The following is a 24,625-nucleotide window of genomic DNA, read 5'->3' as shown; positions in this document are numbered from 1 at the left end:
GGTCAAGAAGGTTTCGCCGGGGCGGCGCGCCATCGCCGCCTGCGTGGGGACCGGGTGCGACCATGACCAGCATGGGGGCGGTCATGACGACCGGAGGGCGTGCCGGCCCGGCTGCGCGGCCGTCCCGCATGATCGGCCGGGGCGCGGGCAGGGCGGGACGCCACTCGACGGCTGTGAGCGCGCAGCCTTCGGCCCCGACGCATTTCGAGAGGGAGAAGAGTGATGAACCGTATCGACCGCACGCAGCTCGAAGCCATGCTGATGGATCCCGACGTGCCGGACGAGGCCATCCGGCCCTACCTGCAGCTCGATCCGCTGGAAAGCGCCCCGTTCGAGCCGAGCGTCGTCGCCAACCCCGCGCGTGTGGCCTATGCCGCGACCGAGGCGGCGATGGCGCTGAACTCGCTGAATGGCGTGGCGCGCTGGCGACGCCAGCAGCGCTACGCCCGCAAGATCCGCAACTGGAACGGCCTCAAGGTGGTGGCCGAGGGTGACAGCTGGTTCCAGTATCCCTTCCTGCTCGACGACGTGATCGACCACCTGTTCGACCGCTGGGCGATCTACTGCGTGAGCGCGGCCGGTGACCTCCTGCGCGACATGGCCCGGCAGGAGGAGGTGACGGTCGCGGTTCTGGCCGAGAAGCCGGACCTCGTGCTTTTCAGCGGGGGCGGCAACGACGTGCTGGGCGGCGGCTCGTTGCAGAAGTATCTGCTGCCCTTCGATCCGGCCTCCGAACCTGCACATCACGTCGGCCCGGCCTTTGACGGCATCCTGAGGGGCACGATCGACATCTATGCCGAACTGATCGAGAGCGCGCTGCGTGCCGGGGCGAAGCGTGTGGTCTGCCACAGCTACGACCATGTCATCCCGAACGGGGGCCGCTGGCTCGGCCGTCCGATGGCGGCGCTGGGGATCGTGGACAAGGGCATCCAGCGCGAGATCGTGCGCGTGCTCATCGACCGCTTCCACGAGGCCCTGATGGGCATGGCCGGCCGGTTCGGCGGACGCGTGATGATTGCGGACTGCCGCGGCCGCGTGCCGGACGCGGGCTGGTATGACGAGCTGCACCCGACGTCGCAGGGCTATGCAGGTCCGGCGCGCGCGATCCTCGCGGCGGTCGAGGGAATGCCCGAAAGCGCCCCCTTCGCGGTGCCGGAGATGCCGATGGCCGAACGCGCGCTGCCCGGGGGCGAGCCGGGGGCGGCGGCCGCGCTTCTCGATGCCGGCGAGGAAGCCCTGGTGGCCGAGATCGGGCGGCGGCAGGCTCTCCTCGAGATCGATCCTGCGGCAGGGGACACCATCGCGCTGGAACTGCCGGTCGCCGTGACCGAGACGGTGCAATTCCCCTTCCGCGAACTCGGGCTGGGCGTCGTGGCCCGGCTCGAGCGCGAGCTGCACCGCCTCATGTGCACCGAAGCGGGTGAAGGCGACCGCGAGGCATTACGGTCGGCGCTGAACCTGCCGGGGGCGGGGCTGGTGGGGGTGATGTCGGCGGCCCTCGTCGGGATCGGCTGCCCGCCGTTCCTGGCGCCGCTGGTGGCCACCGTGATCGTCAAGCGCGGTGTCGCGCCTGCCTGGGAAGAGACCTGCCGGATCTGGGGCGAGAGGCTGGATGCGGCGCCGGAGTCGGTTCCGATCGACGGCTGACACCGCCACGGCGGCCTGTCGGCACGACCTGTAGGTCTCTGCCACCTGCCCTTCCGGCGCAGGGCGGCCGCAAGGCAATGTCTGGTCGCGTGCCTCGCCCGAAGCCGCCCGTCGATGAGACCGTCGGACGGATGGTCCCGCATCTTTCCATGTGCGAGCGCGTCAGTCCACCAGCGCGCCACGGGCGCCGATGACGCGCGCGGCAAGGCGGGCGCCGGCGCGGACGGCTTCCGCCAGCGGTTCGCCGGTGAGATGCGCGGCGAGGAAGCCCGCGTTGAAGCTGTCGCCCGCGGCCGTGGTATCGACCACGCGGCTCACGGCTTCCGGCGGGTGGCTCTGCCTTCCCTCGGCCGAGAGCGTGATCATCGGCCCCGGCCCGTCCTTCACGACGACCAGCCCGGCCCCTGCCTCCGCATAGCGCGCGGCCGTCGCCTCGGCATCGGTATCCCCGAAGAAGGTCGCCTCGTCCTCGTGCGACGGCAGCACGATATCGGCGTGGCGCGCGGCCTCGCTGATGGCGGCGCACATGGCCGCCGCATCCGGCCAGAGCCTTGGGCGGAGGTTCGGGTCGAAGGCCACCGTGCTGCCCGCCGCCCGGGCCGCTGCGAGGGCCTCGATCAGGCGTGCCCGGTCGGCGGGATCGAGGATCGCGAGCGTGATGCCGGAGAAGTAGATCACCGAGGCGTCCGCAAGGCCGGCCTCCAGCGCCGCTGCATCGCGGGCCAGAAGCTTTGCCGCGCTTTGCCCGCGCCAGTAGGCGAAGCTGCGCTCGCCGTTCGCGATCTCGATCAGGTAGAGACCGACGGTCCGGTCGGGAATGCGGGCGATCCGGTCGGTGCCCAGCCCCGCCTCTTCCAGGAAGGCGAGCATCCGGCCAGAGATCGCATCGGTGCCAACCGCCGTCAGATAATCCACCTGCATCCCGGACGGGAGGGCGCGGCGCAGGTACCACGCGGTGTTCAGCGTGTCGCCGGCGAAGCCCATCGCATAGGTCCCATCGCCCGTCGGCGCCATCTCGACCATGCATTCGCCGACCGAAACAATGTGCTTTCTCAGAGATCCGGCAGGCATGTATCCTCCTGTGCGAAAAAGGACTGGTGGTCCATCCGGATGCGTTCGATCTGGATCTTGATCCGGTTCAGGTGGCGGTGCATCCGCCGCATGGCCTCGGGCGCGTCGCGCGCCTCGATCGCCTGCATCACCTCGAGATGGTCCTCATAGGCATCCTTCGAGGCGAAGGCCAGCGAGAGGTAGCGCACACGGTCCATGTGGGACTTGTTCTCGCGGATCATCTCCCAGGCGAATCCGCAGCCCGACCTCTCGCAGATCTCGCGGTGGAAACGGTCGTCGAGCGCATGGAAGCGCAGGCGGTCGCCCGTCTCCGAGGCCTCGCGCTGCAGATCCAGCAGAACCCAGAGCGCGGCATGGTCGGCCGCGGTCAGATGCTCGCAGGCGACGCGCACGGTCTCGGCCTCGATGGCGGCGCGGATGAAGCGGGCCTGCATGACACTGCGCGTCGAGATCTGCGAAACCGTCGTCGCGCGCTGGGGTCGGATGGCGAGGAAGCCGAGCTTGGACAGGCGGTAGAAGGCATCGCGCACCGGCTGGCGCGAGACGCCGAACTGCCGCGCCACCTCGACCTCGGACAGCTTGGTGCCGGGCGGCAGGTCGAGCTCGATGATCCGGTCGTAGAGCTGGTCGAACACCTGATCGGTGACCGAGGGGCGGGCGGGCGCCTCGAGGGTGGGAAGCGTGATCGCGTCGGTCATGTCCACTCCGTTGACAGGTGAAGCATACTAGCATATTAGTCAGACACGGCGGCCGAATGCCACCGTTTTCTGAGGCTTGACGCAGGGAGGAGGCGGAAGGCAATGGGGCTGCTGCAGGAAGATCGGCTATTTCCGGTCGAGGAGGGCGCCCGGGCGCTGGCCCGCTCGCTCTACGCGTCGGTAAAGGATCTTCCGATCGTCTCGCCGCACGGCCACACCGATCCGCGCTGGTTCGCCGAGAACGAGCCTTTTCCCGATCCCGCCCAGCTTTTCGTCACTCCGGACCACTACGTGTTCCGGATGCTGCATTCGCAGGGCATCCCGCTCGAGGCGATGGGGGTGCCGCGGGTGGACGGCGGCCCGACCGAAACGGACGGCCGAAAGATCTGGCGGCTCTTCGCCTCGAACTTCCACCTCTTTCGCGGCACGCCCTCGCGGCTCTGGCTCGACCACGCCTTCTCCGAGGTGTTCGGGTTGTCGCGCCGGCTTTCGGCCGAGACGGCGGACGCAGCCTACGACCACATTGCCGATTGCCTCGCCCGGCCCGAGTTCCGGCCCCGCGCGCTCTTCGAGCGGTTCGGGATCGAGGCCATTGCCACGACGGAAAGCGCTCTCGACGACCTGCGCTGGCACCGCATGATCCGCGAGAGCGGCTGGCAGGGCCGGGTCGTGACGGCCTATCGTCCCGATGCGGTGGTCGATCCCGAATTTGCGGGCTTCGCGGAGAATGTCGCGCAGCTGGGCGACCTGACCGGCGAGGATACCGCCACCTGGGAGGGGTATCTGGCCGCCCACCGCAAGCGCCGCGCGTATTTCAAGGATTTCGGCGCCACATCCTCGGACCATGGCCATGCGACGGCCCGGACCGAGGACATGCCGCAGGCCGAGGCGGCCGCGCTCTTCGCCAGGGCGCTGACGGGCACCTGCACACCCGAGGAGGCCGACGCCTTCCGCGGCCAGATGCTGACCGAGATGGCGCGCATGAGCCTCGAGGACGGTCTGGTGCTCCAGATCCATCCGGGCAGCTTCCGCAACCATTCCCGGCCCGTGCTCGACCGGTTCGGCCGCGACAAGGGCTTCGACATCCCGACGCGCACCGATTACGTCCGCGCGCTGCGCCCGCTCCTGTCGGCGGTGGGGGGCGATCCGCGGCTGACCGTCATCGTCTTCACGCTGGACGAGACCGCCTATGCGCGGGAACTTGCGCCGCTGGCCGGGGTCTATCCGGCGCTGAAGCTGGGCCCCGCCTGGTGGTTCCACGACAGCCCCGAGGGGATGCGCCGCTTCCGCGAGATGACGACCGAGACGGCGGGCTTCTACAACACCGTCGGCTTCAACGACGACACCCGCGCCTTCTGCTCGATCCCGGCCCGTCACGACGTGGCGCGCCGGGTCGATTGCGCGTTCCTGGCGACACTGGTCGCCACCGGACGCCTCGACGAGGAAGAGGCGCCCGAGGTGGCGCACGATCTGGCCTACCGCCTCGCGAAAGAGGCCTACAGGCTCTGACACGATCATCAAGGGAGGAGACACCATGACGAAGACACTGATGGCGGCCCTGCTGGCGAGCGCCGCGCTCGCGGCACCGGCCTTCGCCGAATGCGAGGTGACGCTGCGGTCCTCGGACACCCACCCGGACGGCTACCCGACCGTCGAGGGCGTCAAGTTCATGGCCGAGCGCGCGAAGGAGCTGTCGGACGGCCGGATCTGCATCGAGGTCTTCCCCTCGTCGCAGCTCGGCGAGGAGAAGGACACGATCGAGCAGACCCAGTTCGGCGTGATCGACATGGTGCGCGCCTCGTTCGGTTCGTTCAACGACATCGTGCCCGAGGCGCAGCTGCTCTCGCTGCCCTATCTCTTCCGGTCGGAAGAGCACATGCACAACGTGATGGACGGCCCGATCGGCGACGATCTCGCCAAGGCCTTCGAGGCCAAGGACCTGATCGCCGTGGCCTATTACGACGGCGGCTCGCGCAGCTTCTACAACAGCCAGAAGCCGATCACCAAGGTCGAGGACCTGAAGGGCATGAAGTTCCGCGTCATGCAGTCGGACGTCTTCGTGGACATGATGTCCGCGCTCGGCGCCAATGCGACGCCGATGCCCTATGGCGAGGTCTATTCCTCGATCCAGACCGGCGTCATCGACGGGGCCGAGAACAACTGGCCGTCCTACGACAGCTCGGGCCATTTCGAGGTGGCGAAGTACTACACGCTCGACCAGCACCTGATGGTGCCCGAGCTGGTGGCGATCTCGAAGACCAAGTGGGACCAGCTCTCGCCCGAGGACCAGCAGATCCTCCGTCAGGCGGCCGAGGACTCCGAGCCGGTGCAGCGCAAGCTCTGGGCCGAGCAGGAGAAGGCGTCGGAAGAGAAGGTGCTCGCCGCGGGATCCGAAGTCGTGCGCGAGATCGACAAGACGCCCTTCATCGAGGCGATGGCGCCGGTCTACGAGAAATACGTGACCAAGCCCGAATACCAGGATCTCGTGAAGCGGATCCAGGAAACCCAGTGACCTGACCTGCGGCCCCGTGGCGCGCCCGCGCCGCGGGGCCCTCATCCGGCGAGGTGCAACCGTGCAGGACGGATTGAAGAAGCTCGCCCTCGTCATGGGCTGGGTGGCGCGGATCGCGCTGTGGATCGCGGGAGGGGGGCTCGTGCTGATGACGGTCTTCGTCTTCGCGCAGGTCTTCGTGCGCTACGTGCTGAACGACAGCCTGCACTGGGCCGAACCCGCGGCCGTCATGATCATGGGCTGGTTCATCTTCCTCGGCGCCGCTGTCGGCGTGCGCGAGGGCTATCACCTGTCCTTCGACGTGCTGCTCTACTTCCTGCCGAAATCGGTCGCGCCCTGGCTGCACACGATCTCGGACTTCTTCGTGGCGGCCTTCGGCTTCGGCATGGCCTGGTATGGCTGGTCTCTCGCCGCGCGGGCCGCCAACGACCTCATGCCCGGCCTCGGGATCAGCCGCGGCTTCGAGTTCGCGCCGCTGATCTCGGGCGGCACGCTGCTCGTCCTCTTCTCCATCGAGCGCGTCCTGCGCCGGGCCGCGGGGCTCCACACCGCCCGCTTCGGCGAGGATGCGCCGGAAGATCCCGAAACCACGACCACGGGGGCCTGACGTTGGAGCTCTTCATCCTGTTCGGAAGCTTCGTCTTCCTGCTGCTCATCGGCACCCCCGTCGCCTTCTGCCTCGGCGTGTCGAGCTTCATGACCGTGCTCTACCTCGGCCTGCCGCCGGTCGTCGTGTTCCAGCGCCTCAACTCGGGCGTCTCGGTCTATGCGCTGATGGCTATCCCCTTCTTCATCTACTCGGGCGACCTGATGGTCCGGGGCGACATAGCCCGGAGGCTCGTGGCGCTGGCCGGTGCGCTGGTCGGCCATCTGAGGGGCGGCCTCGGGCAGGTCAACGTCGTGGCCTCGGTCATGTTCGGCGGCGTCTCGGGCTCGGCCGCGGCCGATGCCTCGGCGGTGGGCGGCCTCATGGTGCCGCAGATGAAGGCCCGCGGCTATGGCGTCGACTACGCCGTGAACCTGACCGTCGTGGGCTCGATCATCGCGCTGATGATCCCGCCCTCGCACAACATGATCATCTATTCGATCGCCGCGGGCGGCCGGATCTCGATCGCGGATCTCTTCACCGCGGGCATCATCCCCGGCCTCGTCCTCGCGATCTCGCTGATGGTGGCGGCCTACTTCGTCGCCCGCCGGCGCGGCTATCCCACCGAGCGCTTCCCGGGCCTGCGCGCCCTCGGGGCTATCTTCGTGAGCGCGGTGCCGGGCCTGATCCTCGTCGCGCTGATCTTCGGGGGCGTGCGTTCGGGCATCTTCACGGCCTCTGAAAGCGCCAATATCGCGGTGGTCTATGCGCTCGTCGTGACGATCCTCGTCTACCGCACGCTCAACTGGTCCGAGTTCGTCCACGCCACCATCGGAGCCGTCCGCACGACGGCGATGGTGCTGCTGGTGATCGGATGCGCGGCCTCGTTCGGCTGGCTTCTGGCCTATCTGAAGGTGCCGACGGCGCTCGTGGCCTTCATGCAGGGGCTGTCGGACAACCCGCTGGTGATCCTGCTGCTGATCAACGTGGCGCTCCTCGTGCTCGGCACCTTCATGGACATGTCGCCGCTGATCGTGATCACGACGCCGATCTTCCTGCCGGTGGCGCAGGCCTTCGGGGTGGACCCGGTGCATTTCGGTGTCATCCTGATCCTGAACCTCGGGATTGGTCTCAGCACGCCGCCCGTTGGTGCAGTCCTCTTCGTCGGCTGCGCCGTGGGACGGATCTCGATCTGGACGGCGATGCGGACGATCTGGCCCTTCTACGGTGCGGCGGTGGGCGTCCTGCTGCTCGTCACCTACATCCCGGCGCTGTCGCTCTGGCTGCCGGCCCAGTTCCGCTGAGGTGCCCATGTATCCTGTCGTTCCCACCGATCCCGGAGTGACCCGCCAGGTCCTCGCCGAGGATCCCGCGCTGATGCTGGTGGCCTTCCGCTTCGAGGAAGGCGCCGAGGGCAAGCTGCACAGCCATCCGCATGTGCAATCGACCTTCGTCCAGTCCGGCCGCTTCGCCTTCGTCCTCGCGGGCAAGACGCAGGAGATCGGCCCGGGCGAGAGCCTGATGATCCCGTCGGGGATCGAGCATGGCTGCCGCTGCCTCGAGGCGGGAACCCTGATCGACAGTTTCGCGCCCCGGCGCGACGACTTCCTCTGACGCGCTGCGTGGGAGCGCCCGCTCTTCCCAAGAGGTCCCGCAAGCCCCTCCGCATGGCGGCGGGGGCACTGCGGGGCCGTCCCCTTCCTGCCGCCCCGGGATCTCCTGTGGCGGCGCGATCCCCAGAAAGGAGTTTCCCATGACCCATGTCGAAATCCGTCACGCGATGGACCCGGTTTCCGCGCGCCAGCTCGACACGGCGGGCCTGCGCGAGGCCTTCCACATGGGCGAGCTCTTCCGCTCGGGCGAGATCCGCCTCGTCTACACCCATTACGACCGCATGATCGTGGGCGGCGCCGTGCCCGCGGGCGAGCCGCTCGTCCTCGACGAGGTGAAGCCCACCGGCACCGCCTCAATCCTCGACCGGCGTGAGATGGGCGTGGTGAACGTGGGCGCCACCGGCACCGTCTCGGCGGGAGGCGAAAGCTGGGAGATGGGCCGCGGCGACGTGCTCTACCTGCCGATGGGCGCGGGCCCCGTCACCTTCGCAGGCGAGGGGCGGTTCTACATCCTGTCCGCGCCTGCCCATACCGCCCATCCGGCGCGGCTCGTGAAGCTCGAGGATGCGAAGAAGGTGAAGCTCGGCTCGCCCGAGACCGCCAACGAGCGCACCATCAACCAGTTCATCCACCCCGAGGTCATGCCATCCTGCCAGCTCGTGGTGGGCTACACCCAGTTCCACGGCGGCTCGGTCTGGAACACGATGCCCGCCCATGTCCACGATCGGCGGATGGAGGCCTATCTCTACTTCGACCTCGCCGAAGAGGCCCGCGTCTTCCACTTCATGGGCGAGCCCTCCGAGACGCGGCATCTGGTGATGAAGAACGAGGAGGCCGTGGTCTCGCCGCCCTGGTCGATCCACTGCGGCTGCGGCACCGGCTCCTACACCTTCGTCTGGGCCATGGCGGGCGACAACGTCGATTACCGCGACGTCGAGATGGTGGCGATGGAGGATCTGCGGTGATCTCCTTCTCGCTTCAGGGCCAGCGCGCGCTGGTGACCGGCGCCAATACCGGGATCGGACAGGCGATCGCGGTGGGTCTGGCGGAGGCGGGGGCCGAGGTGATCGCCGCCGGCCGCTCCTCCTGCGCCGAGACGGTGGTGCGGACCGGCGGGCGCGAGCTGCGGCTCGACTTCGCCGACCCGATGGCCGCGCGCGACGTCTTCGAGGCCGAGCGCATCGACATTCTCGTGAACAACGCCGGCATCATCCGGCGGGCCGATGCGGTGGACTTCACCGAAGAGGACTGGGACGCGGTGATGGATGTGAACCTCAAGGCCCTGTTCTTCACCTGTCAGGCCTTCGGCCGCGCGGCGCTGGCGCGTGGAACGGGCGGGCGGATCGTGAACATCGCCTCGCTCCTGAGCTTTCAGGGCGGCATCCGCGTGCCCTCCTACACGGCCGCCAAACATGGCGTCGCGGGGATCACCAAGCTGCTCGCCAACGAATGGGCGGCGAAGGGCATCAATGTGAACGCCATCGCGCCGGGCTATATCGAGACTAACAACACCGAGGCGCTCCGTGCCGACGAGGCGCGCAACCGGGCGATCCTCGAGCGGATCCCGGCCGGGCGCTGGGGCCGCGCGGACGATATCGCGGGCGCCGCGGTCTTCCTTGCCTCGCCCGCCGCCGCCTATGTCCATGGCGCGATCCTCAATGTCGATGGAGGCTGGCTTGCCCGCTGATCCGATCCCCGCAGGCGTTGGCATCGTCCATCTCGGGCTCGGCGCCTTCTTTCGGGCCCATGGCGCGGTCTATGTCGCCCGCGCGATGGAGGCCTCAGGCGGCGACTGGGGCATCCTTGGCGTGAGCCTCCAGTCGCCCACGATGCACGACGCGCTGGCCCCGCAGGGCTTTGCCTATCACGCGGTCGAGCAGGGGCCGGAGGGCGAGACGGTCCGGCGGATCGACGCCGTGCGGCAGGTGCTGGTGGCCCGCGAGGATCCCGAGGCGGTGCTGGCCGCGATGGCCGATCCGGGCGTCAGGATCGTGAGCCTGACCGTCACCGAGAAGGGCTATTGCCACAACCCGGCGACGGGCGCGCTGAACCCGGATCACCCCGACATCGCCCATGACATCGCCGAAGCGCTGCCGCGCTCGGCGCCGGGCTACATCGTCCGCGCGCTGGAGCGGCGCCGGGCGGCAGGGCTCCGGCCCTTCACGGTGCTCTGCTGCGACAACCTCCCCGAGAACGGGCGCGTCGTCCGCGGCGTGGTGCTGGATCTCGCCCGCCGCCTCGATCCCGCGCTCGCCGACTGGATCGCGGCGGAGGGGCGCTTCCCCTCGACCATGGTCGACCGCATCGTGCCCGCGACCAAGCCCGAGGATATCGCGCGGCTCCGGGCGCGAGGCATCGAGGACAACCTGCCCGTGATGCACGAGCCCTTCAGCCAGTGGGTCGTCGAGGACGATTTCGTGGACGGCGCTCGCCCCGATCTCGGCGCCGTGGGCGTGCAGCTCGTGGGGGACGTTACACCCTTCGAGCACATGAAGCTCCGGATGCTGAACGGCACCCATTCCTCGCTCGCCTATCTGGGCTATCTCGCCGGGCACGAGACGATCTCGGAGACGGTGGCCGATCCGGTCTTCGCGGCTTTCGTGCAGCATCTCTGGCGGGACGAGATCATCCCGGCGCTCACGCCGCCGCCGGGAGTGGACCTCGCGGCCTATGCGGATGAGCTTCTGGCGCGCTACCGCAATCCGGCCATCCGGCACCGCACCTGGCAGATCGCGATGGACGGCAGCCAGAAGCTGCCGCAGCGCATCCTCGGCACTCTGGCCGAGAACCTTGCGGCAGGGCGCGCCTCGCCGGGGCTGCTGCTCGCGGTGGCGGGCTGGATGCGCTACGTCTCGGGCACGGACGAGAAGGGCCAGCCCATCGAGGTCAAGGATCCGCTGGCGGACGATCTCCGCGCGCGGGCGGCCGAGGGGGTGGAGGCGCTTCTCGCGCTTCGCGCCGTCTTCCCCGAGGCGCTGGCTGCGCAGATCGCTCCCGGGGTGGCTGCGGCCCATGCCCGGCTGAAAGAGGTCGGCGCCCGCCGCGCGGCCGAGGAGATTTCCGGGACGTAATTCAGCCTTCTCCCGGAATGAGGAAGGGGCGCCTCGCGGGGCGCCCCTTCTGCATATGCGGCGACAGTGCTCCGGCAGAGCAGGCGCGAGGATCAGTCCTTCGCGCGCTCGACGTAGCTCAGGTCTTCGGTGTTGATGACGATGCGCGTGCCGGCCGAGATATGCGGCGGCACCATCACGCGCAGCCCGTTGGTGCACATGGCGGGCTTGTAGGAGGAAGACGCCGTCTGGCCCTTCACCACAGGCTCGGTCTCGGTGATCTCGACCGTGACCTTCTGCGGGAACTCGATCGAGATCGCCACGTCGTTGTGGGTCTGGAGATAGACGCGCATCCCCTCGGTCAGGAACACCTTGCCGTCGCCGACGACATCGGGAGAGACCACGACCTGGTCGTAGCTCTCGGGCTCCATGAAGTGGAAGCCCTCGCCGTCCTCATAGAGATAGTCATACTCGCGCTCGTCCACATGTGCGCGCTCGACCTGTTCGGTCGTCTTCCAGCGCTCCGAGACCTTGGTGCCGTCCGAGATCCGGCGCATGTCGACCTGCGTCACCGGCGTGCCCTTGCCGGGGTGGAAGTTCTGGGCGGTGAGAACGACATAGAGCCGGCCGTCGATGTCGACGACATTGCCCTTGCGGAGGCTCGAGGCGATGACTTTCACGGGTGCAATCCTTGTGATAGGCGGAGGGCGCGCGGGCATGCGCGCGGGATTGGCCGTGCGCCTATCCCATCCGCGCCGGAATTTCCAGCCGAAAGCCTCCGCATGTCCGACTCATCCTGGTGGCAGCCCCACCGTCACGCCGACCGACGCCCCCTCCTGCTGGCGAGGAACCGCATCCAGTCCGCCATTCGCGGCTGGCTGGCCGGGAACGGCTTCACCGAGGTCGATCCGGCCGCCCTCCAGGTCTCGCCCGGCAACGAGGCGCATCTGCACGGTTTTGCCACCGAAGCCATCGGCAACGACGGGCAGGGGCGGCGGATGTACCTGCATACCTCGCCCGAATTTGCGATGAAGAAGCTGCTGGCCGCGGGCGAGACGCGGATCGCGGCCTTCTCCCATGTCTGGCGCAACCGCGAGCGGGGCGTGCTCCATTCGCCGGAATTCACCATGCTGGAGTGGTATCGGGCGGGCGAGGGCTACGAGGTGCTGATGGCGGATTGCGCGGCCTTCCTGCGGCTGGCGGCCGAGGCGGCAGGCGCGAGGGAGCTGCGCTTCCGCGACCGGACCTGCGATCCGTTTGCCGCGCCCGAGCGGCTGTCGGTGGCCGAGGCCTTCGCGCGCCATGCGGGCATCGACCTTCTGGCCACGGTGGACGAACATGGTCTGCCCGACGCGGGCGCGCTGCGCCGCGCGATGGCGGAGGCGGGGCTCTCCGCGGGGCCGGACGACGGTTGGTCGGACATGCTGAGCCGCGTGCTCGTCCAGAAGGTCGAGCCGCATCTCGGTCACGGCCGGCCCACGATCCTCGACCGCTACCCGGCGGCCGAGGCGGCGCTCGCCCGCCGTGCGCCCGACGATGCGCGGGTGGCAGAGCGGTTCGAGCTCTATGCCTGCGGGGTGGAGCTTGCCAACGGCTTCGGCGAACTCACCGACCCGGCCGAGCAGCGCCGCCGTTTCGAGGCGGAGATGGCCGAGAAGCAGCGGATCTACGGCGAGACCTATCCGCTTGACGAGGACTTCCTCGCCGCGCTGGCCCTCATGCCGGCCGCCAGCGGCATCGCGCTCGGTTTCGACCGGCTGGTGATGCTGGCCACCGGCGCGCCCCGGATCGACGAGGTGATCTGGGCACCTGTCGGCTGAGACCCGCCATGGCCGACGGCGACGGCGCGGGCGGCACACGCCCCGAGGATGCCGACGGCGAAAGGTCACGTCGCGTCGCCGACGGATGCGGCCCGCGCGCCGTCAGTAGATGAGCCGCGACGAGGCGCCGAAGAGTGGCGTCGACGCGGCGATCGACCAGGCAAGCATCAGCCCGAGACCGATTCCGACGGTCGCCGGCCCGGTGAAGCGGCTGACCCACCGGCCCATCGTTCCGAAGACCAGCAGGAACAGCAGGAAGACCGGCACCACGGTGAAGGAGAGGCCAAGCCGCTCCGGCTCGGCCGCAATGGCGCCGCCGAGCGCCAGAACGGGCGCCAGCGCAAGGAGAAGGCGCCGCCAGAATCCCGCCCTGTGCGCAAGATGGGCATGGGCGAGCATGAAGGGCAGCGTGCCGATCGCCAGAAGGGCCATCAGCGGCAGCCGCGGACCGGTGGGCAGGAAGGCTGCGGCATAGCGATCCATGGCGAAGGCGAAGATCAGGCTCCCGCCCATGAGCAGCGCAAGCGCGGGCCCGTCGATCCGCCGGTCGAGCCCCCGGTAATGCGCCAGGACGGCAAGTTGCAGCAGCCCCCAGATGCCGAAGAACAGCGCGATCCGACCGACGCCGGCAAGTCCCAGCACCGAGGCGCCGAAGTTCAGCGACAGGAACGCCGCGGGCAGGGCGGGCAGGGCGAGAAGGACGAGGAAGAACGGCCAGCCGATCGCGAGGGCCTTGCGGCGGCGGTTCGGCAGCAGGGCGGCTGCAGGCCAGACGAGGGCGACGAGACCGGCGAGGAGAAGCAGGATCCACGGCCCCGTGGCGGCCACCGGGGCGGTGCTGCCGGGCGCGAGCCAGTCGCGCAGTTCACGCAGCGTCGCGGGGCTCCAGAGCACGCCCGCATGGCCGACATAGGGCGCGACCGCGGCCCGTCGCTCGATCTCGCCCGCCCGCACCGTCTCTCCCTCGGCCGCTTCGGGCGCCACCTGCCGGACCATGCCGAGGGCCACCTCCCGCAGGCCGCCCTCGCGCTGTCCCGAGAGGATCAGGAGTTTTGCGGGCGTCTCGGGCGTGACCTCGCGCGAATAGGCCGAAATGAGCGCCACCGGTCCCGTCGCCGGGCGCCGCGCCGCCGCGCGCACGAGGATGTCGGTGGCCATGGAATGCCCCACGAGTGCGGCCGGCCCCTGCACGCCCGGCAACGCCTCGGCAGCCTCGATCACCTCGAGTGTCTGCCGCACCAGCTGGACGGTCGTGCCGCTCGATCCCTGCTCGTCCGGAAAGGCGTCGGGCGACATGGGCACGACGCTGCGGCCCTGCCCGTGGAAGTCGAAGGACACGACCGCCATTCCCGCCCGCGCCAGCGTGAGCGAGATCGCCTCCATCATCTGGCGGGAGCCGCCGAAACCGTGCACCACCACCGCGAGCGGAGCCGGCGCGGCATCCGCGGGCCGGTAGAGCGTGGCGGGCGTGACGCCCACGGTCATGGGAATGCGCTCGATCCCGGTGCGGGCCCGTTCCAGCATGACGAGCGAGAGCAGGATCGCCACGACGGCAAGGGCGGCCGTGACGAGCCTCGGGCGGGACAGGGGCGCTGGCAAGGGAACCTCCGGCAATGGCATTGCCGATGGTTCTCCCCGTCCCCCGACCGAAGGTCAAGTCGTCCCCTTGCCCGAAGGTCAAGCCGGTCCCCGACTTGAGGGAAACCGCTCTGCTGTCCAGGGCTCATCCCGTCGCCCGGCCGAAGGTCGGCAGGTCAATCGGCCGGAGGTCGTCCGGCTGCCTGATTACCGGTCAACCGTCCCCTGCCCAAGGGGTCCTGTCGTCGCCCGGACGAAGGTCGATCCATCCCCTGTCCCGGGTTATCCCACCGGCCGAAGGTCAGGCGGCGGGCTGCTCGAAGCGCGGGAAGAGCACCTCGTTCTCCAGATGCATGTGGGCCACCAGATCCTCGGCGAACTTGCGCACCCCGGCGTAGAGGGCATGCCACGACCGGCAGGCGCCTTCGGGCGGGGTGAAGCCGCGGGTGATGTGCTCGAGCCTGCGGAGCTGCTCGGCATGGCTGTCGTGCTCGGCTCGCATGACGGCGATCGGCTGGGCGACCATGGGTGCGCCCATGCGCATCATCGGGAAGAGGATCTGTTCTTCCTTCTGCATGTGATCCTCCATCCCGTCGCGGATGTCGTCGAGCAGCAGCATCAGCCCGTGCGGCGCCTCGTCGTGATCGCCGTGCACCGCCTCGACCTTTTCGGCCAGCGGGATGAGGTCGGACAGCTCGCGCCGGTGGGTCTCGTGGTAGCGATCAAGGATGTGGGCGATGAGGGCCCCGGTCTCGGTCGGGGCCTCGGTGGCCGCGGCCGTGGCGAGGGCCCGAAGCTCGGCCAGCAGGTCCTCGGGCGCGAGGTTCCGGTGTCCGGCGGCCTCGGCGAGGCTCAGCCCGCCGCCGCAGCAGAAGCTGATGCCATGGCGGCGGAAGAGGCCGGCCGCGCCGGGCAGGCGGGCGGCGATCTCGCCCACTTCGCTGTCGAGGGTGAGGGAAATGTCGGACATGGCGTCTCCTTCCGGTGTTCCTGCCCGGTGACTAGGGCAGGCCGCGCGGCCGAACGTTGCGCCAGCGCACGGAAGATGCGGGTGGAGGTGGTTCCTCGCAGCGGCAGGCCTTCGTCCCGCCTGCGTCGACGGATGGCCGTCCCGCCGAGATCATCGCGGCGCCGAAGCGGCAGAGATTGGCGCGCCTCCCATGCCCGTGCGACGCCGGCACCTTTGACCCGGGCGGACGGCTCGCCTATGCCGGGGGCCGACACAGGAGGATGGGATGGACGCGGAAGAACGGATGAAGCGCGAGGCGATCATCGCGGCCTGCCTCGAGATGAACCGCTCGGGGCTGAACCAGGGCACGTCCGGCAACATCTCGGTTCGGCATGGCGACGGGCTGCTCATCACGCCGACCGCCATCGCCTATGAGAAGCTTGCCCCCGAGGACATCGTCTTCCTGGCCATGGACGGCACCGCCACCGGTCGCCACCGGCCCTCGAGCGAATGGCGCTTCCACCGCGACATCCTGGCCTCGCGGCCCGATGCCCATGCCGTGGTCCATGCCCATCCGCTGGCCTGCACGACGCTGGCGATCATGAACCGCGAGATCCCGGCGGTGCACTACATGATCGCCGCGGCCGGCGGGCCGACGATCCGCGTCGCACCCTATGCGATCTACGGGTCGGAAGACCTGTCCCGCAACGCGGTGGCGGCTCTCGAGGGTCGGCTTGCCTGCCTTCTCGAGCATCACGGCATGATCGCCATCGGTCCTTCGCTTCCGCGGACCATGTGGACCGCGGTCGAGGTGGAGACCCTGGCGAAGCAGTATCTCGGATGCCTGCAGCTGGGAGAGGTGCGCCTGCTGTCCGATGCCCAGATCGCGGCCGTCGTCGAGAGGTTCGCAGGCTACGGACTTCAGGTCTGACGCGACGGCAGTCACCCGGAGGGGCGCGGGGCGCCGCACGGGCACGGACCGCCAGGCGGGAACAGGGCGCCGATGAGAGGCGCCCTGTCGCCGGTTCCAGCGCGCTCAGCCGCGCCGGACGGTCTTGAGGCCGGTCAGCATCGGCCGGATCAGGTCCTCGTGCTTCCAGATCCTGTAGAAGGCGATGGCCGAGAGATGCAGGGCCACGAGGCCGAGCGTCAGGTCCCCGAGGAACTCGTGCCAGCCAGGTGCCTTGCCGGCAACCCAGGAAGGCACTGATGAGGCCAGCGGACCCACGTTCACGAAGTCATCCGGATCGGCCACCAGACCGGTCAGCACCTGAAGCACGAGCACCACGAGAAAGGCCACGATGAAGAGCCCGCCGAGCGGGTTGTGGCCCCGCCAGTAGGACGGCTTCGGCCGCCACGCCTCGGCGACATAGGCGGCAATTTCGGTCGGGCGGTAGACGAAGCTCGTGAAGCGGGCGGGGCGGGGGCCCACCAGCGCCCAGAGCAGGCGGAAGGCAAGCAGCCCGAGCACCGCATATCCGGCGAAGAAGTGCAGCGTCATGATGTCCGGGCCGAACTTGCCAAGCCCCCAGGCGAGCACGACGGCCGCGGCCAGCGCCCAGTGGAAGATCCGCAGCAGCGGATCCCAGATGCGGACCGTCTCTAGGGCGGGTGCGGGGATGTCCGGGCTGCTCATGGCTTACTTCTTCATGCGGTAGTCGTCGTGGCAGGACTTGCAGGTGCCCCCGACCTTGCCGACGGCAGCGGCAAGTTCCTTCTGGCCGGCTCCGGCCGCCGGCTCGAGCGCGGCGACAGCCTCGAAGAAGGCCATGCCCTTCGACTGGTAGGCATCCATGTCCTTCCAGATCTCGGCCTTGGCCGCGGTGCCCTTCACGTCGTCCGCCGAGGTGCCGGGCGCATAGAGGTCGGAGGGGTTGTATTTCGTCAGCGCGACGAGGTCGGCCGCATGGGCCTTGGCGGCATCGGCGTCATAGGGCATCTCGCCCTTCGCCATCGCGGCCAGCGGGCCGAACTCGATCGCCAGGAGCGAGAAGAACCCCTTGCGGGCCTCGACAACATGCTCGGCGTCGGCGGCCATCGCAACGGCGGGGAGGGCGGCCACGAGGGCGGACAGAAGAACTCGTCTCATAGGTTTTTCCTTGCTAAAGGCCCGCAACGGGCAGGCGATCGTCACACGTCGACACGTTGGAAATCCGTCGCTGCCGGACCGCATTTCAACTGCGGCAGCTTGACGCAGAAGCCAAAGGATGCGGAAAAAATACTTCTTAAACAGTATTTTGCGTTAAATGCTGGCGCATGAATATGTGGCGGATGAAACCGCTCGGGGCGTGACGGCCCGTCCGCAGCGGCGGGCGCGCAACCGGGCTTGCACGCGTCAAAGGTAACTCTGGATCGGCAGGTGCCCCACGATCCACGAGACCGCCCGCAGCACCGCCGGAGAGTCCGGCTCGAAGCGCGCAAGGGCGGGCTGTCCGGCCTGGATCACCGACCACCGCAGCCGTCCTCCCTCGAGCGAGAGGCGGTGCGCCTGGTCGGGCGCGCTCTGCCGGTCGAACATCTCGGCCAGTTCGGCGAAGAGGTCTGGCTCCTCGAAGAGCACGCCCAGCTCGGTGTTCATGAAGGCGGACCGCAGGTCGAAGTTGAGCGATCCCACCACCGCCTGACGGCCGTCGATCAGGAAGACCTTGGTGTGGAGCAGATCGCGCCGGCCGCTGAGGCGGGGCAGGGGGCCGAACTCGTAGAGGTCCGCGCCGGCCTTCAGCAGCGGCAGGCGGTAGTGGCGGTAGGCGCCGTGCACCAGCACCATGTCGGTCACCGACAGGGCATTCGTCATGATCGACAGCCGCACCCCGCGCCGGGCGATGCCCTCCAGCAGGTCGCAGCCGCCGTTGCCCGGAACGAAGTAGGGGGTGACGATCCGCACCTCGCGCTCAGCCGCGCGCAGCAGCGCGGTGATCGCCTCGCCCATCCAGGGGCCGGTGCGCTGGCCGAGCGCCTTGTCGGGCGGATCGGCGAGAAGCGTCACCTTCTCTGTCCAGCGCAGCCGCCGGGTCAGGAGGTCCGGCCCGTTGCGGCCCGCCATGGTGCGGCGCAGGAACGAAACCGCCGCCGGCGCACGGTTGTGGCGCATCATCCGGCGCTGGAAGCTGCGGATGTTCACCTTGAACTCCGGCCAGAGCGTCAGGATCGGCAGGGCGAGGCCGAGGTTCCAGTAGCTGTCGAAGAGGCCCTCGACCTCGGCCACCAAGGGACCCGCCAGCATCACGTCCGCGTCGCGCGACATGGCGAGTCCGCTCTCCTCGGCATCGTAGTAGGTGTCGCCGATGTTGCGCCCGCCCACGATCGCAAGGCGGCCGTCCGCGATCCAGGCCTTGTTGTGCATCCGCCTGTTGAAGCGCGAGAGGCCGAGCAGCATCTCGAGCGTCCGGCGGGCGACGTGGCCGCGGTTGCGGGTGGGATTGAAGAGCCGGACCTCGACGTTCGGATGCTGGTTGAGGGCGAGGAAGGCCCGGTCGAAGCCCTGCACGTTCACGTCGTCGAGCAGAAGCCGCACCCGCACGCCGCGGTCGGCCGCCGCCAGAAGGTCCTCGATCAGCAGCCAGCCCGTGAGATCCGTGCGCCAGATGTAATACATGAGGTCGAGCGACCGTCCCGCCATGCGCGCCGACAGCGCGCGGGCGGCATAGGCGTCCGGGTTCTCGAGAAGGGCGAGCAGGCCCGTGCGGCCCGGCTCGGCTGCCTCGAGCGGTGTGAAGAGTCGGTCAAGCGGCGTCTCGGGGCCGGTCTTCGGCAGGGCCATGGTGATCGGCCCGCGCGCCTGTTGCGCGAACCTCCGCCACGAGCGCCAGGTCAGCGCCGAGAGGCCCGCGACCGCGGCTGCCGCGAGCATCACCCAGACGAGTGCGCCCAGCCAGCCGTCGATCATGATGCGGCCGCGATCCGCGGGGGCAGGTGCAGGCGCGCCTTGATCGGCAGGTGGTCCGACGCGCGCCGGGCGAGAGGCGTGTCATGGGTCGCCAGGTCATGCAGCTGGCCCTGCCGGCAGGTCATCATCCTGTCGAGGGCGAGGATCGGGAAGCGCGAGGGGAAGCTGCGCACCATCGCGCCGCCCGTGAAGTGGCGCGCGAGGTGGCCCATCGCGGCGCCCGCCCCGCCCCGCCACTCGTTCAGATCGCCCATCAGCAGGGTCGGCCGCGGCCTCCCCGCCTCGATCCGCTCGAGCAGGTGCCGCGTCTGGGCGGCGCGCGAGCCGGGCAGCAGACCCAGATGCGCCGCGACCACCCGCAGCGGGCGCTCCCGGATGATCAGGTCGATCATCAGGGCGCCGCGCGGCTCGAAGCTGGGCAGCACGACCTTCTGCACCTCCTCGACCTTCGCATCCCTGACCAGAAGCAGATTGCCATGCCAGCCATGAGCCCGGCCGCGCCCCTCGACCTTCACGGGCACCAGGCCCGTCTCCTCGCGCAGGTGATCGAGGTCCAGCAGTCCCGCGCGGTCTCCGAAGCGCCGGTCGGCCTCCTGCAGCGCCACGATGTCGGCATCGAGTTCGGCGATCACGGCCGCGGTCCGCTTCAGGTCGCGCCGTCGATCGGTCCCGATCCCCTTGTGGATGTTGTAGGAGGCGACGGTAATCTCGGCTGCGGGCATGGGACTCTCGGAGGGTTCGTGCTCCCGCAGAAGATGGGGTCCGATCGCCCGATGACAAACCCTTCGGCGCAAATGCGCGCTTACGGCGAGGCCATTGGCTGCCGCTTCGCAGTAACCGTGCCGGACCCGTCGCGGCCCGTGGTTCAGGTCGCGCGAACCCGGACCGCCCGGTCGATGGCGTCGCGGCAGATCTCGCTGATCCGGCCGGCTTCTTCCGCATACTGGTCCATCGCGCGCTGCATCCACTGCGCACGAAGGTGAGCCAGTTCGGCGATGCTGTGGCAGTGCATCATCTGCTGCTGCGTCTTGACCGTGTCGCAGATCCTGTCCGCTGCGAAATGGTTCAGCTCGTTCGTGAGGCGGAGCCAGAACTCGTAGGTGTTGGCCGTGCCACCCTCGAAGGCGATGCTCGCCGTGCGGCGGCCTTCAGTGGCGGGAGTGGCGTCTATGGCGGGTGGTGTCTTCGAGAAAGTCATCGCAAGACTCCTTTCCTGAGCAGGACCGGCCCGCATGGGGACCAGTCGCATCCGGCATTCTCCCACGGGGCGCGCCGCGCATCATTGACGGCAGTCAAGGCGGCGGTGCGACGCCTTGACTTCGTGGTCCGGCGGGTCACGCTGGCGCCGAGGGAGATGCCCATGCAGGATCAGACCGAGGCCGTGCGCTTCCTGTCCGACCCGGCGACCCACCAGGGCCAGCCGGTCGAGGTGGTCGAGACGCACGGCGCCCTCGTGTTTCTCGCCGGTCGCGAAGCCTTCAAGATCAAGCGCGCCGTGCGCTACGACTACATGGACCTCTCCACGCTGGAGCGTCGCCACCGGATGCTCCTGCGCGAGCTGGAGCTCAACCGGCCGCCGGCGCCTGGCATCTATCGCGACGTCGTGGCGGTCGCGCGCGAGGCGGAGGGGCTCGCGCTCGGAGGCAAGGGTGAACCTGTCGAATGGGTGCTGCGCATGTGGCGCTTTCCGGCCGAGGACGAGCTGTCGGCCGTGGCCGAGCGGGGAGCGCTCGACGATCGCCTCGCGGCGCGTCTCGGCCGCGCCGTCGCGAACTATCACCGCGCAGCACCGCGACGCGAGGCCGACGGCGACCGGCTGATCGCCGAGATCCTGGACGAGCTCGCGCGCGTCTTCGCGGGCATGGAGGTGGCGCTCGGGCGCGAGCGCATCGCCCGCTTCGACGCGGATGCCCGCGCGGCGCTCGCACGGCTTGCGCCGCTTCTGGGTCGGCGCTCTGTCGAGGGCCGGGTGCGCCGGTGCCATGGCGACCTGCACCTGCGCAACCTCGTGCTGATCGAGGGAGAACCGGTGCCCTTCGATGCGCTGGAGTTCGACGAGAGGCTCGGGACCTGCGACATCCTCTACGATCTTGCCTTCCTGCTGATGGACCTGGACCACCGCGGGCTGACGCGGGCCGCCGGGATTGCGCTCGGTGCCTGGTTGCTCGCCGCTGCAGGCACCGAAGACAGCGGGCTCGCGGCGCTGCCGCTCTTCCTCGCGGTCCGCGCGGCGATCCGTGCCATGGTGCTGGTCCAGACGGACACGGCGCGTGGAGCGCCTGGCCACTCCGACACCGAGGCGCGGCATCTCCTCGACGAGGCCTGCCGTGCGCTGTCGCCTCCACCGCCGCGGCTGATCGCCGTCGGGGGCGTCTCGGGAAGCGGCAAGACGTTGCTCGCGGCCTCTCTTGCGCCGGGTGTTGGCCTTCCCCCCGGTGCCGTGCACCTGCGCTCGGATCTCGAGCGGAAGGCGCTGGCGGGCGTGGCGGCTGACCGGCATCTGCCGGGCGCCGCCTATGCGGATGAGGCCCGGAGGCGCGTCTACCGCAGGATGCTCGACCGCGCAGGGGCGCTGCTGAGGGCTGGCTGGCCGGTGATCCTCGACGCGACCTTCCTCGACCCCGCCGACCGCGAGGCGGCGCAGGATCTCGCCCGTGCCTGCGGCCTTCGCCTCGAGGGGATCTGGCTCGAGACCTCGCCCGAAGTGCTCGTGGAGCGGGTCACGTCCCGGCAGGGGGACGCATCGGACGCGGACGAGGCGGTGGTGCGTGCCCAGCTCGGCCGGCATCCCGGGGCAGGCGACTGGATCCTGCTCGATGCGACCGGGCCTGCGGATGAGGTAGTCGAGGCCGTCCGCCGCGCTCTCGGTCCAGCCTGAAGACAAAGCGCGGCCCCCGCGGCCCGACGGGCTTGCACATGGGCTGCCGAAGCCCTATCGCATTCACGAAGTCGCATACGTTAGGGGGCGCTCCATGAACTCGGTCGAAGCACATCCCGCGGGAGCGAGGCTCGCGCATTTCCCGGTGACGTTCTTTGCTGTCGGCATGGGCATGCTCGGCCTCACCATCGCGGTCCATGCAGCCGAAGCGGCCTACGGGCGCGGGTCGGAGGCATCGACAGCCCTCTTGGGTCTGTCCTTCGGCGTGATCGCGCTCGTGGCGTTCTTTTACACCCTGAAGCTTCTTCTTCATCCGGGGGCGGTCTCGGCCGAGTGGCACCATCCGGTCCGCATCGCCTTCTTTCCCGCGATCTCGATCTCGCTGCTTCTTGCCTCGATCGCGCTTCTCGGCCGATGGCCCGAGGTGGCGCACGGAGTCTGGATCGGCGGGACCACGCTGCAGGGGGTGCTCGCGCTGTCGGTCATCAGCGCCTGGATCGGGCATCGGCCGTTCCAGCCGGGCCAGCTGACCCCAGCCTGGTTCATTCCGGCGGTGGGAAATGTCATCGTGCCCATCGCCGGCGTGCCGCTCGGCCACGTCGAGATCGCCTGGCTCTTCTTTTCCGGAGGTCTTCTCTTCTGGATCGTCCTGCTGACGCTGGTGATGAACCGGCTGATGTTTCACGATCCGCTGCCGGGCAAGATGGTGCCGACCCTGATGATCCTCATTGCGCCCCCGGCGGTGTCCTACGTCGCCTGGCTTCGGCTCGCGGGCGAGGGCGGGGCCTTCGGCCATGTGCTCCTCTCGGTCGCCTATGTCTTCGCGGCCATCGTGGTGACGCAGGGCGGCAGGTTCCTCCGCATGCCTTTCGCGATGAGTTGGTGGGCACTGTCCTTCCCTCTGGCGGCGCTCGCCATCGCGAGCTTCGCCCATGCGGCGGCCGCAGGATCCGAGGCGCATCGCTGGATCGGCACGGGTCTGCTCGGCCTTCTCGTGCTCGTCGTTTTGGCGCTCGTGCTGCGCACCGCGCTTGGGATCTGGAGAAACGAGATCTGCATCGCCGAATGACGCAGGACGGGCTTGTGCAGAAGGGGTGACCTGCGCTGAAATGGGGGCGGTCCATTTCGGAGACAGTCATTTTGACCAGCAGCGATTTTGTCATCACGGGCGGCGGCATCGTCGGCCTCGCCACCGCCCTCAGGCTTCAGACCCTGCATCCCGGCGCACGGATCGCCGTGCTCGAGAAGGAGCCCGCGGTCGCCCGCCACCAGTCTGGCCGCAACTCGGGCGTGATCCATGCCGGGGTCTATTACGCGCCGGGCAGCCACAAGGCCCGCTTCTGCGCCCGCGGTGTCTCCTCCACCAGGGAGTTCTGCGACGAGCACGGCATCCCCTACCGGATCTGTGGCAAGCTGATCGTGGCCACGGACGCGGCCGAGCTCGAGCGGATGGGAACGCTCGAGACGCGGGCGCGGGCCAACGGTATCGTCATCGAGCGGCTCGCGGGCGAGGAGGCGCGGCGGCTGGAGCCCAACATCAAGGCGGTGGGGGCGCTCCTGTCGCCCACGACGGGCATCGTCGATTACGGCCGGGTGGCCGAGCGCATGGCCGAGCTCTTCCGCGACCGGGGCGGCGAGATCCGGCTCGACACCGAGGTTCTCGGCGGCGCCGAGAGCGAGGCGGGCGTGCGGCTCGAGACGACCGCGGGCGAGATATCGGCCGGCAAGGCCGTCTTCTGCGGCGGTCTTCATGCCGACCGTCTGGCGCGGGCCTTCGGAGCGAGCCTCGATTTCCGCATCGTGCCCTTCCGTGGCGAGTATTTCGCGATCAGGAACCAGCCCGATGATCTGGTGCAGCACCTGATCTATCCGGTGCCCGATCCCTCGCGGCCGTTCCTCGGCGTCCACCTCACGCGCAAGATGAATGGCGGCTTCACCGTCGGGCCGAATGCCGTGCTCGCCATGGCGCGCGAGGGCTACACGAACGGCATCATCTCGGTGAAGGATCTTGCCGACAGCCTGAGCTACCTCGGCTTCTGGAAGCTCATGCGCCGCAATGCGGGGGCTGCGGTCGAGGAGCTGTCGGCCTCGCTCGTGCGCCAGCTCTACCTGCGCAAGGTCCACAAGTATTGCGACCGGATCCGGCTGCAGGATCTCGCGCCCTATCGGGCGGGGGTGCGGGCGCAGGCGGTGGGGGCGGACGGGCGCATGATCGACGACTTCGTCTTCGTGCGCACGCGCCACGCGCTCCATGTCTGCAACGCGCCGTCGCCGGCCGCGACCTCGGCCCTGCCCATCGCCGAGCATATCGTGGACGAGCTGCTCGCCTGAGCGTCG

The 24,625-nt window shown here is 69.1% G+C and carries 24 protein-coding genes; 14 read left to right on the top strand and 10 right to left on the bottom strand.

Going from position 1 to position 24,625, the window contains the following annotated elements; genetic code table 11:
- Nucleotides 1–222: 222 nt before the first annotated feature.
- Nucleotides 223–1,647 carry a hypothetical protein gene (locus ACTVZP_RS09845; protein WP_443211981.1) on the top strand — a complete coding sequence of 475 codons (1,425 nt, stop codon included), beginning with the start codon at nt 223–225 and terminating at the stop codon, nt 1,645–1,647.
- 162 nt (nt 1,648–1,809) lie between these two features.
- On the opposite strand, the gene ACTVZP_RS09840 is transcribed toward ACTVZP_RS09845, so the two are convergent.
- Entirely contained in the window at nt 1,810–2,718 is a 909-nt protein-coding gene (locus ACTVZP_RS09840; protein ID WP_443211980.1) for a sugar kinase, read from the bottom strand.
- Nucleotides 2,700–3,416: a GntR family transcriptional regulator gene (locus ACTVZP_RS09835; RefSeq protein WP_443211979.1), complete on the bottom strand. Its 717-nt coding sequence runs from the start codon at nt 3,414–3,416 to the stop codon at nt 2,700–2,702. Before ACTVZP_RS09835 ends, ACTVZP_RS09840 begins: the two co-directional genes overlap by 19 nt.
- Nucleotides 3,417–3,518: 102 nt before the next feature.
- Here ACTVZP_RS09835 and uxaC point away from each other — a divergent pair, with 102 nt between their 5' ends.
- The 8 genes from uxaC to ACTVZP_RS09795 all read left to right on the top strand — a co-directional run bounded on the left by uxaC (nt 3,519) and on the right by ACTVZP_RS09795 (nt 11,198).
- Entirely contained in the window at nt 3,519–4,925 is a 1,407-nt protein-coding gene (uxaC, locus tag ACTVZP_RS09830) for a glucuronate isomerase (RefSeq protein ID WP_443211978.1), read from the top strand.
- Between the two features lie 25 nt (nt 4,926–4,950).
- Nucleotides 4,951–5,928, top strand: a complete 978-nt coding sequence (locus ACTVZP_RS09825) for a TRAP transporter substrate-binding protein (protein WP_443211977.1) — start codon at nt 4,951–4,953, stop codon at nt 5,926–5,928.
- Between the two features lie 61 nt (nt 5,929–5,989).
- The gene (locus ACTVZP_RS09820) at nt 5,990–6,535 is read left to right on the top strand and encodes a TRAP transporter small permease (protein WP_443211976.1); all 546 of its coding nucleotides are present in this window, start codon (nt 5,990–5,992) and stop codon (nt 6,533–6,535) included.
- A gap of 2 nt (nt 6,536–6,537) precedes the next feature.
- Nucleotides 6,538–7,818 (top strand): TRAP transporter large permease, encoded by a 1,281-nt coding sequence (locus ACTVZP_RS09815; RefSeq protein WP_443211975.1) that lies wholly within the window; start codon nt 6,538–6,540, stop codon nt 7,816–7,818.
- Nucleotides 7,819–7,825: 7 nt separating this feature from the next.
- Nucleotides 7,826–8,128: a cupin domain-containing protein gene (locus tag ACTVZP_RS09810; RefSeq protein WP_443211974.1), complete on the top strand. Its 303-nt coding sequence runs from the start codon at nt 7,826–7,828 to the stop codon at nt 8,126–8,128.
- 139 nt (nt 8,129–8,267) lie between these two features.
- Complete coding sequence (kduI, locus tag ACTVZP_RS09805; RefSeq protein ID WP_443211973.1) at nt 8,268–9,092, top strand: 5-dehydro-4-deoxy-D-glucuronate isomerase; 825 nt, start codon at nt 8,268–8,270, stop codon at nt 9,090–9,092.
- Nucleotides 9,089–9,814, top strand: a complete 726-nt coding sequence (kduD, locus tag ACTVZP_RS09800; RefSeq protein ID WP_443211972.1) for a 2-dehydro-3-deoxy-D-gluconate 5-dehydrogenase KduD — start codon at nt 9,089–9,091, stop codon at nt 9,812–9,814. The genes kduI and kduD overlap by 4 nt, the downstream gene beginning before the upstream one ends.
- Nucleotides 9,804–11,198: a mannitol dehydrogenase family protein gene (locus tag ACTVZP_RS09795; protein ID WP_443211971.1), complete on the top strand. Its 1,395-nt coding sequence runs from the start codon at nt 9,804–9,806 to the stop codon at nt 11,196–11,198. Before kduD ends, ACTVZP_RS09795 begins: the two co-directional genes overlap by 11 nt.
- 92 nt (nt 11,199–11,290) lie before the next feature.
- On the opposite strand, the gene efp is transcribed toward ACTVZP_RS09795, so the two are convergent.
- The gene (efp, locus tag ACTVZP_RS09790; protein ID WP_443211970.1) at nt 11,291–11,857 is read right to left on the bottom strand and encodes an elongation factor P; all 567 of its coding nucleotides are present in this window, start codon (nt 11,855–11,857) and stop codon (nt 11,291–11,293) included.
- A gap of 102 nt (nt 11,858–11,959) precedes the next feature.
- On the opposite strand from efp, the gene epmA reads away from it, so the two are divergent.
- Nucleotides 11,960–12,997 (top strand): EF-P lysine aminoacylase EpmA, encoded by a 1,038-nt coding sequence (gene epmA, locus ACTVZP_RS09785; protein WP_443211969.1) that lies wholly within the window; start codon nt 11,960–11,962, stop codon nt 12,995–12,997.
- Between the two features lie 102 nt (nt 12,998–13,099).
- On the opposite strand, the gene ACTVZP_RS09780 is transcribed toward epmA, so the two are convergent.
- Nucleotides 13,100–14,596 (bottom strand): alpha/beta hydrolase, encoded by a 1,497-nt coding sequence (locus tag ACTVZP_RS09780; protein WP_443211968.1) that lies wholly within the window; start codon nt 14,594–14,596, stop codon nt 13,100–13,102.
- A 280-nt stretch (nt 14,597–14,876) separates the two neighbouring features.
- Nucleotides 14,877–15,545 carry an iron-sulfur cluster repair di-iron protein gene (gene ric / locus ACTVZP_RS09775; RefSeq protein WP_443211967.1) on the bottom strand — a complete coding sequence of 223 codons (669 nt, stop codon included), beginning with the start codon at nt 15,543–15,545 and terminating at the stop codon, nt 14,877–14,879.
- Between the two features lie 265 nt (nt 15,546–15,810).
- Between ric and ACTVZP_RS09770 the strand changes: the two genes are divergently transcribed.
- Nucleotides 15,811–16,455 (top strand): class II aldolase/adducin family protein, encoded by a 645-nt coding sequence (locus ACTVZP_RS09770; RefSeq protein ID WP_443211966.1) that lies wholly within the window; start codon nt 15,811–15,813, stop codon nt 16,453–16,455.
- 105 nt (nt 16,456–16,560) lie between these two features.
- Here the strand turns inward: ACTVZP_RS09770 and ACTVZP_RS09765 are convergent, their stop codons facing one another.
- The 5 genes from ACTVZP_RS09765 to ACTVZP_RS09745 form a co-directional block, all read right to left on the bottom strand.
- Complete coding sequence (locus ACTVZP_RS09765; RefSeq protein ID WP_443211965.1) at nt 16,561–17,160, bottom strand: cytochrome b/b6 domain-containing protein; 600 nt, start codon at nt 17,158–17,160, stop codon at nt 16,561–16,563.
- 3 nt (nt 17,161–17,163) lie between these two features.
- A complete protein-coding gene (locus ACTVZP_RS09760; RefSeq protein ID WP_443211964.1) occupies nt 17,164–17,613 on the bottom strand; it encodes a c-type cytochrome in 450 nt (149 codons plus the stop codon).
- Between the two features lie 246 nt (nt 17,614–17,859).
- On the bottom strand, nt 17,860–19,410 hold the full coding sequence (locus ACTVZP_RS09755) for a phospholipase D-like domain-containing protein (RefSeq protein ID WP_443211963.1): 1,551 nt from the start codon (nt 19,408–19,410) through the stop codon (nt 17,860–17,862).
- Nucleotides 19,407–20,132, bottom strand: coding sequence for an endonuclease/exonuclease/phosphatase family protein (locus ACTVZP_RS09750; RefSeq protein ID WP_443211962.1), 726 nt, complete (start codon nt 20,130–20,132; stop codon nt 19,407–19,409). The genes ACTVZP_RS09755 and ACTVZP_RS09750 overlap by 4 nt, the downstream gene beginning before the upstream one ends.
- Before the next feature lie 143 nt (nt 20,133–20,275).
- Complete coding sequence (locus tag ACTVZP_RS09745) at nt 20,276–20,608, bottom strand: phasin family protein (RefSeq protein ID WP_443211961.1); 333 nt, start codon at nt 20,606–20,608, stop codon at nt 20,276–20,278.
- A 162-nt stretch (nt 20,609–20,770) separates the two neighbouring features.
- Here ACTVZP_RS09745 and ACTVZP_RS09740 point away from each other — a divergent pair, with 162 nt between their 5' ends.
- The 3 genes from ACTVZP_RS09740 (at nt 20,771) to lhgO (ending at nt 24,619) form a co-directional block, all read left to right on the top strand.
- A complete protein-coding gene (locus ACTVZP_RS09740) occupies nt 20,771–22,288 on the top strand; it encodes a bifunctional aminoglycoside phosphotransferase/ATP-binding protein (RefSeq protein WP_443211960.1) in 1,518 nt (505 codons plus the stop codon).
- Nucleotides 22,289–22,382: 94 nt separating this feature from the next.
- Complete coding sequence (locus ACTVZP_RS09735) at nt 22,383–23,357, top strand: SLAC1 anion channel family protein (protein WP_443211959.1); 975 nt, start codon at nt 22,383–22,385, stop codon at nt 23,355–23,357.
- 71 nt (nt 23,358–23,428) lie between these two features.
- Nucleotides 23,429–24,619: an L-2-hydroxyglutarate oxidase gene (gene lhgO, locus ACTVZP_RS09730; protein ID WP_443211958.1), complete on the top strand. Its 1,191-nt coding sequence runs from the start codon at nt 23,429–23,431 to the stop codon at nt 24,617–24,619.
- Nucleotides 24,620–24,625: the final 6 nt, after the last annotated feature.

Source organism: Rhodobacter sp. NSM, assembly GCF_052244495.1.
In the GTDB taxonomy this organism is placed as follows: domain Bacteria; phylum Pseudomonadota; class Alphaproteobacteria; order Rhodobacterales; family Rhodobacteraceae; genus Cereibacter_A.
This window is presented reverse-complemented; position numbering and strand designations above follow the sequence as displayed.

Coding starts and splice junctions, on each gene's coding strand:
- ACTVZP_RS09740 (WP_443211960.1), top strand. CDS start 20,771: ATGCAGGATCAGACCGAGGCCGTGCGCTTCCTGTCCGACCCGGCGACC.
- ACTVZP_RS09845 (WP_443211981.1), top strand. CDS start 223: ATGAACCGTATCGACCGCACGCAGCTCGAAGCCATGCTGATGGATCCC.
- ACTVZP_RS09750 (WP_443211962.1), bottom strand. CDS start 20,132: ATGCCCGCAGCCGAGATTACCGTCGCCTCCTACAACATCCACAAGGGG.
- ACTVZP_RS09810 (WP_443211974.1), top strand. CDS start 7,826: ATGTATCCTGTCGTTCCCACCGATCCCGGAGTGACCCGCCAGGTCCTC.
- ACTVZP_RS09755 (WP_443211963.1), bottom strand. CDS start 19,410: ATGATCGACGGCTGGCTGGGCGCACTCGTCTGGGTGATGCTCGCGGCA.
- ACTVZP_RS09765 (WP_443211965.1), bottom strand. CDS start 17,160: ATGAGCAGCCCGGACATCCCCGCACCCGCCCTAGAGACGGTCCGCATC.
- ACTVZP_RS09760 (WP_443211964.1), bottom strand. CDS start 17,613: ATGAGACGAGTTCTTCTGTCCGCCCTCGTGGCCGCCCTCCCCGCCGTT.
- ACTVZP_RS09825 (WP_443211977.1), top strand. CDS start 4,951: ATGACGAAGACACTGATGGCGGCCCTGCTGGCGAGCGCCGCGCTCGCG.
- ACTVZP_RS09735 (WP_443211959.1), top strand. CDS start 22,383: ATGAACTCGGTCGAAGCACATCCCGCGGGAGCGAGGCTCGCGCATTTC.
- ACTVZP_RS09835 (WP_443211979.1), bottom strand. CDS start 3,416: ATGACCGACGCGATCACGCTTCCCACCCTCGAGGCGCCCGCCCGCCCC.
- ACTVZP_RS09840 (WP_443211980.1), bottom strand. CDS start 2,718: ATGCCTGCCGGATCTCTGAGAAAGCACATTGTTTCGGTCGGCGAATGC.
- ACTVZP_RS09745 (WP_443211961.1), bottom strand. CDS start 20,608: ATGACTTTCTCGAAGACACCACCCGCCATAGACGCCACTCCCGCCACT.
- kduI (WP_443211973.1), top strand. CDS start 8,268: ATGACCCATGTCGAAATCCGTCACGCGATGGACCCGGTTTCCGCGCGC.
- uxaC (WP_443211978.1), top strand. CDS start 3,519: ATGGGGCTGCTGCAGGAAGATCGGCTATTTCCGGTCGAGGAGGGCGCC.
- ACTVZP_RS09770 (WP_443211966.1), top strand. CDS start 15,811: ATGGACGCGGAAGAACGGATGAAGCGCGAGGCGATCATCGCGGCCTGC.
- ric (WP_443211967.1), bottom strand. CDS start 15,545: ATGTCCGACATTTCCCTCACCCTCGACAGCGAAGTGGGCGAGATCGCC.
- epmA (WP_443211969.1), top strand. CDS start 11,960: ATGTCCGACTCATCCTGGTGGCAGCCCCACCGTCACGCCGACCGACGC.